Here is a 14,824-nt window from a genome sequence, read left to right as displayed (position 1 = left end):
ATGACCGACGACACCAAGCCTCTCCTGACCGGCGGCTGCCAATGCGGTGCCGTCCGCTTCGCGTTCAAGACCACGCCGAACAAGGTCAGCATCTGTCATTGCCGGATGTGCCAGAAAGCCTCCGGCGCGCCGTTCGCCTCGTTCGCTGAGATCGACCGCGAGCACTTCGCCTGGACGCGCGGTCAGCCCGCCGCGTTCCGTTCATCCACGATCGCCGAGCGCTTCTTCTGTCCCGCCTGCGGCACGCCGCTCGGCTTCGGGCGTATTGATGGGCCGCGGATCGAGATCATGACCGGCAGCTTCGACCGGCCGGACCGGGTGGTGCCGACGCGACAATATGGCTCGGAGTCGCGACTTGGCTGGGTGGTCGCGATCGCCAATCTGCCGAGCCAGACGACACAACAGAACTATGGACCGGAGAAGATGGCGTCCATCGTCAGTCATCAGCATCCGGATCATGACTGAGCGCGCGACATGCGAGCGTCCGAGGACCACCTCATGATCAACTGGCTGGCCGCGCTCATCGAAACTGCGGTCCACGGCCTCTGGACGCGCAGCATGACAACGGATCCACGCAATGATCCGGTCTACAAGAAGAACATCCAAGAGCTGATCGAGAGAAACCGCAGGTTTGAGGACGCCAGGGAATGACCCGGATTCCGAATTTCGCCGACATCGCGTTCGCGCCGATCGCAGCCCCCGCGCCCGCAGGCGCTGCCGAGCCGTGGCTGACGCCGGAAGGCATCCCGGTGAAATCAGCCTACGGCGAGGCCGATCTCGCCGGCATCGACTTCCTCGACACCTGGCCCGGCATCGCGCCCTATCTGCGCGGCCCCTACCCGACCATGTATGTCAACCAGCCATGGACCGTCCGGCAATATGCCGGCTTCTCCACGGCCGAGGATTCCAACGCCTTCTACCGGCGCAACCTCGCCGCCGGCCAGAAGGGCCTCTCGGTCGCCTTCGATCTCGCCACCCATCGCGGCTATGATTCCGATCATCCGCGCGTCGGCGGCGACGTCGGCATGGCCGGCGTCGCAATCGACTCGATCTACGACATGCGCACCCTGTTCGCCGGCATTCCGCTCGACCAGATGAGCGTGTCGATGACCATGAACGGCGCCGTGCTGCCGATCCTGGCGCTGTTCGTCGTCGCCGCCGAAGAGCAGGGCGTGCCGCCGGAGAAGCTGTCGGGCACCATTCAGAACGACATTCTGAAAGAGTTCATGGTGCGCAACACCTACATCTATCCGCCCTCGCCCTCGATGCGGATCATCTCCGACATTTTCGCCTTCACCTCGCAGAAGATGCCGAAGTTCAATTCCATTTCCATCTCCGGCTATCACATGCAGGAAGCCGGCGCGACGCAGGATCTCGAGCTCGCCTATACGCTCGCCGACGGCGTCGAATATCTGCGCGCCGGCATCGCCGCCGGACTCGACGTCGACCGCTTCGCGCCGCGGCTGTCGTTCTTCTGGGCGATCGGCATGAACTTCTTCATGGAGGTCGCCAAGCTCCGCGCGGCGCGCCTGCTGTGGGCGAAGCTCTTGAAGCCCTTCAATCCGAAAGACCCGCGCTCGCTGTCCTTGCGCACACACAGCCAGACCTCGGGCTGGTCGCTGACCGCGCAGGACGTCTACAACAACGTCGTGCGCACCGCGGTCGAGGCGATGGCGGCGACGCAAGGCCATACGCAGTCGCTGCACACCAACGCGCTCGACGAGGCGCTGGCGCTGCCGACCGACTTCTCCGCCCGCATTGCCCGCAACACCCAACTGTTCCTGCAGCAGGAGAGCGGCACCACCCGGATCATCGATCCCTGGGGCGGCTCGTATTATGTCGAGCGCCTCACCCGTGACCTCGCCGCCAAGGCCTGGGGCCACATCCAGGAGATCGAGGAGCTCGGCGGCATGGCCAAGGCGATCGAGGCCGGCGTGCCGAAGCTGCGCATCGAGGAGGCCTCGGCCAAGACCCAGGCCCGCATCGACACCGGCCGGCAGTCGGTGATCGGCGTCAACAAGTACAAGCCGACCGACGAGCCGCCGCTCGACGTGCTCAAGGTCGACAATTCCACCGTGCGCCGGCTGCAGATCGACAAGCTGTCGCGGCTCAAATCCGAGCGAAGGCAGGCCGAGGTCGATGCGGCGCTGGCGGCGCTCACGCGCTCGGCCGGCGACGGCAACGGCAACCTGCTGGCGCTCGCGATCGACGCGGCGCGCGCCAAGGCCACCGTCGGCGAGATTTCCGACGCGCTGGAGAAGGTGTTCGGCCGCCATCGCGCCGAGATCAAGTCCATCACCGGCGTCTACAAGCGGGAGATCGCCGCCATGTCCGGCAAAGCCGAGAAGCTGCAGGCGCTGATCGAGGCGTTCGAGGAGGCTGAGGGCCGCCGGCCACGCATCCTGGTCGCCAAGATCGGCCAGGACGGCCACGACCGCGGCCAGAAGGTGATCGCGTCGGCCTTCGCCGACATCGGTTTCGACGTCGACATCGGACCTTTGTTCGCCACCGCCGACGAGGCGGCGCGGCAGGCGGTGGAGAACGACGTGCACATTCTCGGCGTCTCATCGCTGGCGGCCGCGCATCTCACCGCGGTGCCGGAGCTGAAGGCCGCGCTCAAGAAGCAGGGCCGCGAGGACATCATGATCATCGTCGGCGGCGTCGTGCCGCCGCAGGATTATGATGCGCTGTACAAGGCCGGCGCCGAGGCGATCTTCCCGCCGGGCACCGTCATCGCCGACGCCGCCGAGGAGCTGATCCAAAAGCTCAATGCGCGGCTGGGGCACAGCGAGGCGGCGGAGTAGTCCGACTGCGTCACACCCCACCGTCATTCCGGGGCAAGGCCAAAGGCCTTGAACCCGGAATCTCGACATTGTCTTGCGTCCATTCCCGAGAGCGTCGAGCTATTGACGCGCTGTAATCCATCGCCGCGCGTTCGATCTGGGCACGATCGAACCTTTGCGGTACGTGCGCGCACAGACAACCAAACCCGGATCACAAGCCTCATGTATTCTACCAAACTGCTTGTCGCCGCCCTGTTCGGCCTGCTCACCCTCTCGCCGGCGATCGCCGCCGAAGCCAAGCCCGATGCGTCGATCAAGACCAAGGCCGCCGAGGCCAGCGTCACGCTGAGTGCCGACATCAAGGCCGATCCGGCGCTCGCCGCGAATTGCCTCGCCGAAGGCCGCAAGTGGATGGACAAGCAGGCCGCGGACGCCGCCAAGGACTACAAGGCGGACAAGGAACTGTTCCGCGACGGCCCTTACACCTATGGCCGCGACTATTCGGTGCGTTCGATGGTCGCCGATCGCTATGTCAGCGTGCTGCGCAACGACTACATGGACACGCATGGCGCCCATCCCAACCGGACGGTCGACACCATCCTCTGGGACAAGGCCGCCGCCAAGCGCATCTCGATCCGCCCGTTCTTCAACGAGACCGCCGACAACGGTCCGACCATGACCGCGATCAGCAAGGCGATCATCGCCTCGCTGCGAGCAGAGAAGAAGGCGCGCGACGCCGGCGACACTGACGAGTGGTGGTTGAAGAGCGTCGAGCCGAAGCTGCTCGGCATTGGCGCCGTCACGCTCGCGCCCTCGACGCTGGCCGGCAAGAGCTCGGGCCTCACCTTCCACTATCCGCCCTACGCCGTTGGCGCCTACGCGGAAGGCGACTATGTCGCCTTCGTGCCCTGGGAAACGCTGAAGCCCTATCTCAGCGCGGAGGGGCAGGCGATCTTCGGCGGCGCGAGGCCGAAGGGGGATGCGGAGGAGAACTAGCTGGCCGGGCCGCTCGCATCCGCTATAACGGGCGCATGTCCTCTCGTTCTCCTTCGCCAAATACCACGGCCTTGGCCGACGATATCAGCGCCGGCAGCCGCGCGGCGCTGGCGCGCGCGATCACGCTGGTCGAGAGCCGCCGCGCCGACCATCAGGCCGCCGCGCGCGAACTGGTGCAGGCGCTGCTGCCACGGACGGGGCACGCGATCCGCGTCGGCATCACCGGCTCGCCCGGCGTCGGCAAGTCCACCACGATCGATGCTCTCGGCATGTTCCTGATCGGACAGGGCCACAAGGTCGCGGTGCTCGCGGTCGACCCCTCGTCGGCGCGCACGGGCGGTTCGATCCTCGGCGACAAGACGCGGATGGCGCGATTGTCCCATCACGAGCACGCCTTCATCCGCCCCTCGCCCTCGTCGGGCACGCTCGGCGGCGTCGCCGCCAAGACGCGCGAGGCGATGCTGCTGTGCGAGGCCGCAGGCTTCGACGTGATCCTGGTCGAGACGGTCGGCATCGGCCAGTCCGAAACCGCGGTCTGCGACATGACCGATTTCTTCCTCGCGCTGATGCTGCCCGGCGGCGGCGACGAGCTGCAGGGCATCAAGAAGGGCCTGGTCGAGCTCGCCGACATGATCGCGATCAACAAGGCCGATGGCGACAACGTCAAGCGCGCCAACATCACCGCCGCCGACTATCGCGGCGCGCTGCATCTGCTCAGCCCCCGCTCCGAGCACTGGCATCCGCCGGTCGTGACCTATTCGGCGATATCAGGCACGGGCATCGCCGAGCTGTGGCAGAAGGTCCTGGATCATCGCAAGGCGATGATCGCCTCTGGGGAGTTCGCCGCGCGGCGGCGCGACCAGCAGGTGAAATGGATGTGGACCATGCTGGAGCAGCGCCTGATGGCGCGGCTGCGCACCGATCCATCCATCCGCGCGAAGGTGAAGAAGCTGGAGAGCGACGTCGCCGAGGGCCGCGTCGCGCCGGCGCTCGCCGCCGAGCAGCTCGCGGAGATGCTGACATGAGCGAGCGGCCGCGCGTCCTGATCACCGGATTCGGCCCGTTTCCCGGCGCGCCGTCCAATCCGACCATGCCGCTGGTGAAGCGGTTGTCAGAGCTGCGGCGGCCAGCGCTGGATGACGTCGCCATCAGCAGCCACATTTTTCACGTGACCTATGCGACCGTGGATCGCGAGCTGCCCGCGCTGATCGCCGAGCGGCGCCCGCATGCGCTCATGATGTTCGGCCTCGCCGGGCGAACGTCCTATCTGCGGATCGAGACGCGCGCCCGCAACACGATCACCACGACCTTCCCGGATGCCGACCGCCACGTCGCGCGCAAGGGCGTGATCGTCCCCGGTGCACATCCGATGCCGTTCGGCCCGCACATGGCGCGGCTGCTGCGCGCGGCGCGCGCCACCGGCATCGATGCCCGGGCCTCGCGCGATGCCGGCAGCTATCTCTGCAACTATCTGAGCTGGCGCGCGATCGAGGCGACCAAGGCCGCCGAAGGGCCGCGGCTCGCCGCCTTCATCCACATTCCTCCCTTGCCGCGTGCCGGCACGGCGTTGCCGCACGGCAGTTCGCGCATCACGCTGGAGGGGCTCGTCGATGCCGGCGAAGCGATGCTGACGGAGCTGGTCAAGCTCGTGCGACAGGCGTCCTGTCGCACGAGCTGACGCCGATGGTGGTATGACCGCTGACGGTCAGCGCGGGATATCAGATGCTCCAGCGGCGCCGACCGCCAAATCCCCCACCGATCAAGCGCAGCAGGAGCAACAGGACCACGGCGCCGATGAAGGCGTTGATGATCGCGGCGACCAGTCCGACACCCAGATGAATGCCGAGCTGCGGCAACAGCCAGTTGCCGATGAAGGCACCGAGGAGGCCGACGATCAGGTCGCCGATCAGGCCGAAGCCGCCGCCTTCCATGACGCGGCCCGCGAGCCAGCCCGCGACAATGCCCACGAACAGAATAACCAGTAGACTCTCATTTGACAGATGCATGACCCTCTCCTCGCCGATCCATTGCGGGAACAATGTCCCCGAGTCCCATTGGTTCCCTCAGGCGACGCTCACCGGTTCGCCGGGCAACCCACCGCCGGCGGCGATCTGACGTGAAGATTTAACCCTACCGCCAACAATCCCGGGCGCAGGCGCTCATCCTCAGCATCAGCATTGAGGCTTTCGGCTTAAGTCGTGGCCGCACATCATCTTTTATCTTTTGCGCGAGACACTGACCATGGATGTCAATCGCCGCCGCATTCTGGCTGGATCGGCTGCCGGCGCCGCCGGGGCATTGGCCCTGCCGGCGGATGCCGCGCAGGCCGCCCCCCTGATCTCCGCACTCGGCCGCGACGCCACGCAATATGGCGTCAAGCCCAACAGTCCCGACGACCAGACCCGCGCGCTGCAGCGTGCGATCGACGAGGCCGCGCGCGCCCAGGTGCCGCTGGCGCTGCCGCCGGGCACCTACAGGACCTCGATGCTGCGGCTTGCCAGGGGCAGCCAGATGGTCGGCGTCCGGGGTGCCACCAAGCTCGTGTTCACCGGTGGCGGCCCGTCGATGCTGTCAGCAGAAGGCGCTGACGGCCTCGGCATCAGCGGCGTCGCGCTCGACGGCGGCGGCATTGCCCTGCCCCAGCGGCGCGGCCTGCTTCACGTTGCAGCCGGCAACGATGTCAGGATCGATGATTGCGAGATCACCCGCTCCGGCGGCAGCGGCATCTGGCTCGAGCAGGTTTCCGGCGACGTCAGCGGCAACGTCCTCACCGACATCGCGGTCACCGCGATCGTGTCGTTCGATGCCCTCGGGCTGATCGTGTCGCGCAATACCATCAAGGGGACGCGCGACAACGGCATCGAGATCCTGCGCACCGCGATCGGCGACGACGGCACGATGGTGCTCGACAACAGCATCACGGACATCAAGGCCGGCCCCGGCGGCTCGGGCCAGTACGGCAACGCCATCAACGCCTTTCGCGCCGGCAACGTGATCGTGCGCGGCAACCGCATCAGGAATTGCGACTACTCGGCGGTGCGCGGCAACTCGGCCTCCAACATCCAGATCGTCGGCAACAGCGTCAGCGACGTGCGCGAGGTCGCGCTCTACTCGGAGTTCGCATTCGAGGGCGCCGTCATCTCAGGCAATACGGTGGACGGCGCCGCGTTCGGCGTGTCCGTGTGCAACTTCAACGAAGGCGGCCGCATCGCGGTGGTCCAGGGCAACATCATCCGCAATCTGATCCCGAAGCGGCCGGTCGGCACAGCACCCGACGACGATGCCGGCATCGGCATCTATGTCGAGGCGGACTCCGCGGTGACCGGCAACGTGGTCGAGAATGCCCCGTCCTACGGCATCGTCGCCGGCTGGGGCCGATATCTCAGGGACGTGGCGATCTCCGGCAACGTCATTCGCAATGCGCTCGCGGGCGTCGGCGTGTCCGTCGTTCCGGGCGCGGGCACGGCGCTCGTCAGCAACAACATGATCTCCGGCACCCCGCGCGGCGCGGTGATCGGACTCGATCACATCAAGCCGGTGACATCGGACCTGACGCAGGACGGGACGCAGCGATTTGCCCATCTGACTGTCAACGGCAACGCCGTCAGCTGGTAACAGACTAATAAGCGACCGCCAGCGCTGGATAGCGGCGCTCGATGGCATCGAGATCGACCACCGGCTCGTCATACTCGGCGTCGGATTGAATGCCGATGCTCAAGGCCTGCTCCAGGGCGAACATGTCGATGCGGGGCGGCGCGACGGCCGGCTCCGGCGCGATGGCATCTTCGGCCACATAGTCGGGTTCGATGACGTCGTCCGGTTCCAGATCATCCGCGGCCAGCTCGATCTCGGGCTCGACGATGATCTCGGACTCCGCAAGGATGGTTTCGAGCGAGGGCGGCAGCGCAATGGGGCGCCGCTCGATGGGATGATTTTCATGCAGACGGAGTTTGATCGGCTCAGGCTCGGCGGGACGCGCGGGCACCGGTGGCGCAGCCACAACGGCAGCCGGCCTCTGGCTGGGCACGATGCTCACCTGCTCGGGCTCGGCGCGGGATAGCGCCTGCCAGGTCTGCACCGCGGCTTTGGCCTGGCGGATATCGTCGAGGAGAGACTGCTCGGTGTAGTAGCGGCGCCAGCGGCCGCTCTGGAACAGCTCGGTCAGATGGTCGAGCCGCCGTTCGGCAAGCGCGCACCAGCGTGCAGCCAGTTCGCGGCTGCAAGCCACGTCCGGTCGATGTGTCATGGGGGAGCCCGTGAGATAAGGGGACGGACGCACTCGGCACGAATCAACGCAACGTGACGGGAATATTTTGTGGAAAAGGTTAACAAAGTCTAGCTAATGCCATGTTGTTTGGCGGCCAAACCGTAGTCGTGCGGAAATTTTGTCCGTGTTCTTTCGGGCTTTGGCCAGGCGCGGAGCGCGAGCGCGGCCAACGGCATCCCGAGACAACCCAAGGATGTTCGCCTCGGGGCGCGCGAAACACTGCCGGATATCGACGTTGCCGGGCTTCGACCTCGCCCAAAATGAAAGACCCGTCCGGGGGGACAACCGGACGGGTCGAGCCATATGGGCGCTTGGGGTGGATGGGCGCTCGCGCCGTATATAGCCTTGGGGAGGGGATCACCGCTCCCACATGCTTTCTGTCGTGACCGCCCCGCTGCACGTTCAAAGCGAGCGGGAGAATTTCGGAACGTTCACGAAAACGTTGGCGTCATTGCTGCGCCGGCCGAAGCGCGTCGCCGGCCGGAGAGGCCTCGGTCACCGCGGCCGGCGCCGGGCGCAACTCGCGGGCCGCCGCGGGCTCCGTTTGCAGCCCCGCAGAAGGCACAGCAGCAGCAGGCGCCCCCTGCGGCGAGACCACGGCCTGGACCGCCGCCAACGCATCCGCCTGCCCTGCCCCGAACAGATCGTCGCGTCCGGGCGTCCCGAGATCGCGCGCGGTCCCGGTCAGCACGGTCCGCACCATCTCCGGCTTCAGCGTCGGATTGCGCTCCAGCACCAGCGCCGCAAGCCCGCTGACATAGGCCGCGGAAAACGAGGTGCCCGAGATGATCTGATATTTTCCGTCCGGCGCCGGCAGAAAAATCTCGGCGCCGGGCGCGGCCAGCGCAATGTAATTGCCGCGGTTCGACGCCGGCAGCAACTGGTCCCGGTCATCGGTCGCACTGACGGCGATGACGTTGGGATTGCCCGCAGGATACAGCGGCGGCGACTTGGCCCCGGCATTGCCGGCCGCAGCGACCATCACGACGCCCTTGGAAGCGACGGCCGCGATCGCGCGCTCGATCACCGCATCCTTCGGGCCGGCGAAGCTCATGTTGACGATCTGCGCGCCGTGCAGAACCGCGTAGTCCAGCGCCTTCAGGATCACATAGGAGCTGCTCTCCGGCCCGCCGCCTTTCTTGGCCATGCCGAAGGCGCGGATGGCGATGATGCGTGCATAGGGCGCGCTGCCCATCAACCGCTTGTGCGACACGATCACGCCGGCGATGCCCGTGCCGTGCACATGCGGCCCCTCGTCACCGCCGAGTGCGTCGAACGCGTCGAACGACGCGTCGGCGAATTCCGGGTGCTTGAGATCGACCGCGGAATCGATCACTGCGATGGTGACGTTGGAGCCCTGGGCCAGCTTGTGCGCTTCGGGCAGCCGCAGCTTCGCCAGCGCGTATTGCGCGGGATCGCCCTCGGCGGGCGGTGCGTTCTGCTGCTGCAGCGTGTAGCGGTAGTTCGGCTGCACCGAACGCACCCTGGCATCTGCCGCGAGCGCACGGCTGACCGCCTGCACCGAGCGGCGATCGGTGATCCGGAACAGACCGATGGTGGCGCCGATCAGCGGAAAGCGCTGCGAGCTGATGCGCTGCAGGCCATGGCGGCGCGCCAGCGCGTCGGCCTGATCGGCCGAGAGCCCGTCATCGATTTCGGCGACGATCTCGTTGGCGATGGTCCGCGGGTCGACCGCGGCCGCAGCTTTCGGCTCGCCCCGCTGCGTCACCTTGGCGGACCTGCCTTTGTCCAGTCTTCCTTGGGACCGCCGGCCCTGCCCGTCCGCCGTCACCGGCCGGCGGTCGAGACATTCACCCGAGGCGCTGCGATCCGCCGGGTCGCAGGAGGTCTGCAGGTTCGGTGCAAATCGCGCATTGGGCAAGGTCGGGCGCACGGTCATCGCCGTCGGCGGCGGCGCACGCATCGCGGTGCCCGGGTTGATGCTCGGCACCCGGCTCGGGATGTTGATGTTGGGCGAACGCATCATCGCCTGGGCATGGGCACTGAGGTCGCCACCTGCGAAAGCAGGCATTGCGACGACAATCAGCATCGCGACCGATCTGGCGAACTGGAGCGGCGAAGTAGTCGACATGGAGCCTCCGAATGACGTTCGGACGGCGCGGGCCTATTGCGCGGCCACCGCGAGGCTGACGATCTTCTCGCGCGCCAGACGGCCGATCAGGCTGTCGGCCTCGGCCTTCGACAACGGCCGGTCGCCGAGTTGCAGCTTGAACAGGCCGCCCTTGGCGCCCTCGACGATCGAGGCCTGGTAGCTGTCGAGCAGCGCCGAGATGTCGGCCATGCGCGCATCCGGCGCGAACCGCACCAGCGCATAGGCGGGCGCGGTCGATCCGGCGACCTGCGGTCCAAGGCCGCGGATCAGCGGTGCGGCCGGGGCCGGTGCTTCGGCCATCCGCGAACGCGTCATGCTCTCGGGCGCCCGCTCCGCCGGGGCCGGCGCAGCGGCGCTCGGCGGCGGCGGCGCGGCCATCGGCCTGCTCGCGGGCTCGGGCGCCGCGGTCTTGTCCTGGACCGAGGCGGTCTGATAGGTCGCAGTCTGCGAGCGCATCAGCACGGCGCCGATCACGCCGGCCTGCGCCAGCACCAGCAGCGCGCCGAGGCTGACGGTCCACGCCAGGGTCCGCGGCGACAGGCTGTCGAAGAAATCCATCAGCCGCGCGCTGAAGCCGCGCGGCGCGGCAGACTTCTGCACCGGATCCGCCTCGATCGCCGCGAACAGCTTCTGCATCGCACGCATCGACGGCGCGCCGAGGCTTTCGTTCAGCGCGATGGTCTCGGCATACTCCTTCTGGATCTCCGCATACTGCCTGGCGAGATCGGCATCGTTGGCAAGAGCCTCCTCGACCCGGCGCATGTCGCGCGCGCTCAGCGTGCCGGCGGCGTACCACGGCAGCAGGAGTTCGATCTCTCCGGGCTCTTGCTCCAGCATCTTGCTCAAAGCCATCATGGCCAGCCTCTCTCAATGCCGGCCGCTTTCAGGAGTTCGGCCAATTTCTTGCGCGCATAGAACAGGCGCGTCTTGACGGTGTTTTCCGGAATTCCGACGATCTCGGCCACCTCCTCCACGGACTTCTCGTGGTAGTAGACGAGATCGACGATCTCCCGGTGATCAGGCGAAAGCGCCGTCAGGCACTTGCGCAATGCTTCGCCGGTATTCTTCTTCTGGACCGCGACCTCCGGATCGTCGGAGGTATCCTCGATCGCGTTCGCGGCCTCGTCTTCCAGCTCAACGTCCTTCCGGCGCCGAAGGGCCGACAGGGCCTTGAACCGCGTGATCGCCAGGAGCCAGGTGGAGACGGCAGAACGGCCTTCGAACTTGCCGGCCTGACGCCACACGTCGAGAAAGACCTCGCTGATGAGGTCTTCCGCGACCTGCTCGTCCCGCACGAGCCGGAGCCCGAAACGGTACACCCTGACATGGTGCCGTCCGTACAGCACCTGCATGGCGAGCCGGTCGCCTTGAGCGATCCGGGCAATCAGGGTTTCATCTGACGCCGCTGCTGTCACGCTCAATGGCCGTCTCGCAAGATTGGTCTGGAGGATTGACGTCGCGGTTCGAACACAACCGCAAAAATCTTCAAAATACCGGAAAGATACGTCCCGAAATGTGAGTTGGCGCACAGACTTGCAGATTTCGCTGCAGCGCCCAGGTCGATCGTGACCAGCGGGTTCCCGCCTACCATGTTCCGCCCGTTCCCGCCAACTGCACGCCCTGAAAGCCGTAGATTCCCCGTCGCAGCACGACGCCGGCGGCCTCTTCGTCCATGCCCATAGATACCAAAGTTAAATGCTTTCCCACGTAGATTTTAAGCCAACGACGAAGAATCGCGAGCACATGGGCACGACGGCACCGCCTATTCCCAGTCCGAATGTCGCTGAGGCCGGGGACGCGCAACCGTCTCCGGCCAGCGACCTGCGCGCGCGTCGTGCCGGGCGGCGCCGGCAGATGCTGGCGCTGGTCGCCGGATGCTACCTGATCGACGCCGTCATCCTGCTGATCTACGCCGAGGCGGGAACCGTCCCGGTCACGATCGCGCCAGCCTACGCAGCGACCGGCATTCTGACCGTCGCGCTGTGGACCGCCCTGTCGGAGAGCGGCTTCAACGACCGTTTCCGCGACCACTACCTCGTGGTGCCGCAATCGCTCGCCAGCATGATGATCACGGTCGCGTTCTGCTACATCGCGCCCGAAGTCAGCATCCTCTTCCTGTGCACGCTGTACATCGTCGTCGCCTTTGCCTCGCTGCGGGCGACGCCGCGCCAGAGCGCGATCTGCTGGACGTTCCTCGCGATCGGGCTGGCGGGATTGTTCCTGCTCACCGACAAGCCGCTCGGCATGCCGCACGACAGCGGCCTCGAGCGGCTCGCGACGCTCCTGGTCTTCCTCCTCACCATCGCCGGCTGCATGTTCCTCGGCATCTTCTCCAGCGCGCTGCGCGAGACGCTGTACCAGCGCGGACAGAAGCTCAAGGAAGCCTATCGCCGCATCGAGGAGCTGGCCGAGATCGACGAGCTCACCGGCGCGCTGAACCGGCGCTCGATCATGGATGTGCTGGACGAGGAGATGGCGCAGGCGCGGCAGGGCGGCCAGCCCTGCTCGGTCGTGCTGATCGATCTCGACTGGTTCAAGCGCATCAACGACACGCATGGTCATCCGACCGGCGACGACGTGCTGCGCACCTTCGCCATCACCATCTTCGCCAACATTCGCGGCAGCGACCGCTTCGGCCGCTACGGCGGCGAGGAATTCCTGCTGGTGCTGCCGGGCGCACCGGCCGACGCCGCGGCGCGGCTCGCCGAACGATTGCGCCAGATCATCGCCGGCCTCGACTGGAGTGCGTTTTCGACCGGCCTGCAGGTCACGTTCTCGGCCGGCGTAGCCACCCCGCGCGGCGACGAGACCGCCGATTCGCTGCTCGCCCGGGCCGATCGTGCGCTCTACGACTCGAAGGCGCAGGGCCGCAATCGCGTCACCAGCGCCTGCGCCGTCCCGGCATGACCCCGAAACCCGCCCCGAACGAAAGCCTGCTCGATGAGCTCGAGGACACGCTCGCGCACGGCACCGTCGCCCGGCGGGTCGAGACCCTGCGCAAGGTGACGGACCTGTTCGTCGACGGCGCGACGGACTTCGCCGATGATCAGGTCGCGCTGTTCGACGACGTATTCGAATGCCTGATCGAGCACATCGAGATCTCGGCCCGCGCGCTGCTCGCGCGGCGGCTGGCGCCGCTGGCGTCGGCGCCGCCGCGGACGCTCTACCGGCTGGCCGATGACGACGCCATCGATGTCGCAGGCCCCGTGCTGTCGAAGTCCGAACGGCTCGACGAGGCCGCGCTGATCCGCACAGCCGAGACCAAGAGCCAGGCGCATCTGCTCGCGATCTCGCTCCGGCGCGTGCTCAGCCGCGCCGTCACCGACATCCTGCTCAGGCGCGGCAACGACGAGGTCGTTCACAGCACCGTCAGCAATCCCGGCGCCGACGTCTCGGAGGCCAGCCTCGACACGCTGGCCGATCGCGCCGCGCTGGACGAAAACCTCGCCGCGTGCCTCGCCATGCGGCCCAATCTGCCGCGCCATCTCTATCTGAAGCTGGTCGCCAAGGCATCGGCCACGGTCCGCGCGCGGCTCGAGGCGGCAAACCCGAAGCTCGCGCAGGAGGTCTCCTCGGCGGTGCGGACGGCAGGCAGGCGGGCGCGATCGAGCGCGGTGGCGCTGACCAGCCAGACCGAGATCGCGCACGCGCTGGTGCGCTCGCTGCATGCCGAGGGCCGGCTCGACGACCGTCTCGTCGTGCAGTTTACCGAGCAGCGCAGGTTCGACGAGGCCAATGCCGCCGTGGCGGCCATGGCCAACGTGCCGGTCGCGGTCGCCGAGAGCATCATGATCGAAAGCCGCGCCGAGGGCGTGATGATCCTCGCCAAGGTCGCAGGCCTGTCATGGCCAACGGTGAAGTCGATCATCCTGATGCGCGATGGGCTCGCCACCACCGCGACGACCGATCTCGACGCCTGCAAGGCCACCTATGAGCGGCTCCGGCGGTCCACCGCGCAGCAGGTGCTGCGCTTCCATCGCGTCCAGGACGCCGCGACGCCGGTGCAGGCGTAGCCGCCCCCCCGGTCAATAGCGCAGCACCCTCGCGCCGATGAGCGCGCCGAGCCCGGCCACGATCAGCGCGGCCACCGTGTACCAGGTGGCCACGAACAGCGGCGAATCGTCGGTGCAATGCGCGGCATAGAGCGTTGCCGCCATGCCCGCCGAGACCAGCCCGGCGATCGCGCCCGTCATCGCCGGACGCGACGGCGCGCCATGGCGCAGGCCGAACAGCGCGGCGGCCAGCAGCGGCAGCGACAGCACGGGAATGGCGCTCATGCAAACCATCGAATTGTGGCCGACCAGCCGCGCCATCATCGGCGTGCGCTGCGGCAGCATCATTTCCGCCACCATGCCGCCGACGAGGACGAGGATCGGCGCGATCAGGAGCCAGCTCCAGCCCTGCAGCGAAGCTTCAGGGCGCGACAGATGCAGGCTGATGATCAGCGCCGGGATCGCCAGCGCCGTGGTGACGACGAACTTCAGGTCGAAGAACGGATTGCGCACCGCGAGCCAGATGTCCGGCCGGACGCCGAGGCCGATGAGCAGCATTGCGGTCGAGACCGGCGTTGCCGCCATCAGGGCCAGCGCCAGCACGATGCCGACCGGCTGCGCGCGCTGCGCATTGTCGGCCGCGAGGGTGCGGATGAGCTGATCGGTGTCCATG

Annotated in this window: 15 protein-coding genes; 9 read left to right on the top strand and 6 right to left on the bottom strand. The window is 67.1% G+C overall.

Annotated features, from left to right (window positions below):
- From QW861_RS29525 to QW861_RS29500, 6 genes are all read left to right on the top strand, one after another.
- Positions 1–465: a GFA family protein gene (locus tag QW861_RS29525; RefSeq protein ID WP_315753087.1), complete on the top strand. Its 465-nt coding sequence runs from the start codon at positions 1–3 to the stop codon at positions 463–465.
- A 33-nt stretch (positions 466–498) separates the two neighbouring features.
- Complete coding sequence (locus QW861_RS29520) at positions 499–651, top strand: hypothetical protein (protein WP_315753088.1); 153 nt, start codon at positions 499–501, stop codon at positions 649–651.
- Entirely contained in the window at positions 648–2,804 is a 2,157-nt protein-coding gene (gene scpA / locus QW861_RS29515; RefSeq protein WP_315753089.1) for a methylmalonyl-CoA mutase, read from the top strand. Before QW861_RS29520 ends, scpA begins: the two co-directional genes overlap by 4 nt.
- A 201-nt stretch (positions 2,805–3,005) precedes the next feature.
- Positions 3,006–3,779 (top strand): RsiV family protein, encoded by a 774-nt coding sequence (locus QW861_RS29510; RefSeq protein WP_315828247.1) that lies wholly within the window; start codon positions 3,006–3,008, stop codon positions 3,777–3,779.
- Between the two features lie 35 nt (positions 3,780–3,814).
- A complete protein-coding gene (gene meaB, locus QW861_RS29505; protein WP_316193833.1) occupies positions 3,815–4,804 on the top strand; it encodes a methylmalonyl Co-A mutase-associated GTPase MeaB in 990 nt (329 codons plus the stop codon).
- On the top strand, positions 4,801–5,457 hold the full coding sequence (locus QW861_RS29500; RefSeq protein WP_315828246.1) for a pyroglutamyl-peptidase I: 657 nt from the start codon (positions 4,801–4,803) through the stop codon (positions 5,455–5,457). Before meaB ends, QW861_RS29500 begins: the two co-directional genes overlap by 4 nt.
- Before the next feature lie 40 nt (positions 5,458–5,497).
- Here the strand turns inward: QW861_RS29500 and QW861_RS29495 are convergent, their stop codons facing one another.
- Positions 5,498–5,785: a GlsB/YeaQ/YmgE family stress response membrane protein gene (locus QW861_RS29495; protein WP_315716090.1), complete on the bottom strand. Its 288-nt coding sequence runs from the start codon at positions 5,783–5,785 to the stop codon at positions 5,498–5,500.
- 235 nt (positions 5,786–6,020) lie between these two features.
- On the opposite strand from QW861_RS29495, the gene QW861_RS29490 reads away from it, so the two are divergent.
- Positions 6,021–7,394: a TIGR03808 family TAT-translocated repetitive protein gene (locus QW861_RS29490; protein ID WP_316193832.1), complete on the top strand. Its 1,374-nt coding sequence runs from the start codon at positions 6,021–6,023 to the stop codon at positions 7,392–7,394.
- Between the two features lie 4 nt (positions 7,395–7,398).
- On the opposite strand, the gene QW861_RS29485 is transcribed toward QW861_RS29490, so the two are convergent.
- The 4 genes from QW861_RS29485 to QW861_RS29470 all read right to left on the bottom strand — a co-directional run bounded on the left by QW861_RS29485 (position 7,399) and on the right by QW861_RS29470 (position 11,580).
- Positions 7,399–8,058 (bottom strand): TIGR03809 family protein, encoded by a 660-nt coding sequence (locus tag QW861_RS29485; protein WP_410051257.1) that lies wholly within the window; start codon positions 8,056–8,058, stop codon positions 7,399–7,401.
- Positions 8,059–8,494: 436 nt separating this feature from the next.
- The gene (locus QW861_RS29480; protein WP_316193831.1) at positions 8,495–10,138 is read right to left on the bottom strand and encodes a S8 family serine peptidase; all 1,644 of its coding nucleotides are present in this window, start codon (positions 10,136–10,138) and stop codon (positions 8,495–8,497) included.
- A 33-nt stretch (positions 10,139–10,171) separates the two neighbouring features.
- Positions 10,172–11,014 (bottom strand): hypothetical protein, encoded by an 843-nt coding sequence (locus QW861_RS29475; protein WP_316193830.1) that lies wholly within the window; start codon positions 11,012–11,014, stop codon positions 10,172–10,174.
- Positions 11,011–11,580, bottom strand: coding sequence for a sigma-70 family RNA polymerase sigma factor (locus QW861_RS29470; RefSeq protein WP_008961196.1), 570 nt, complete (start codon positions 11,578–11,580; stop codon positions 11,011–11,013). Before QW861_RS29470 ends, QW861_RS29475 begins: the two co-directional genes overlap by 4 nt.
- Positions 11,581–11,902: 322 nt before the next feature.
- Here QW861_RS29470 and QW861_RS29465 point away from each other — a divergent pair, with 322 nt between their 5' ends.
- Positions 11,903–13,066, top strand: a complete 1,164-nt coding sequence (locus tag QW861_RS29465; RefSeq protein WP_315753094.1) for a GGDEF domain-containing protein — start codon at positions 11,903–11,905, stop codon at positions 13,064–13,066.
- Entirely contained in the window at positions 13,063–14,172 is a 1,110-nt protein-coding gene (locus QW861_RS29460) for a DUF2336 domain-containing protein (RefSeq protein ID WP_316193829.1), read from the top strand. The genes QW861_RS29465 and QW861_RS29460 overlap by 4 nt, the downstream gene beginning before the upstream one ends.
- Before the next feature lie 12 nt (positions 14,173–14,184).
- Here QW861_RS29460 and QW861_RS29455 read toward each other — a convergent pair whose 3' ends face one another.
- Positions 14,185–14,823, bottom strand: a complete 639-nt coding sequence (locus QW861_RS29455) for a DUF1109 domain-containing protein (protein ID WP_315716083.1) — start codon at positions 14,821–14,823, stop codon at positions 14,185–14,187.
- Position 14,824 lies beyond the last annotated feature (1 nt).

Origin of the sequence: Bradyrhizobium sp. SZCCHNRI1029, from assembly GCF_032487555.1 — a bacterium.
GTDB lineage: Bacteria > Pseudomonadota > Alphaproteobacteria > Rhizobiales > Xanthobacteraceae > Bradyrhizobium.
The sequence above is the reverse complement of the archived record's forward strand: the minus strand, read 5'-3'. Positions and strand labels throughout refer to the sequence as shown.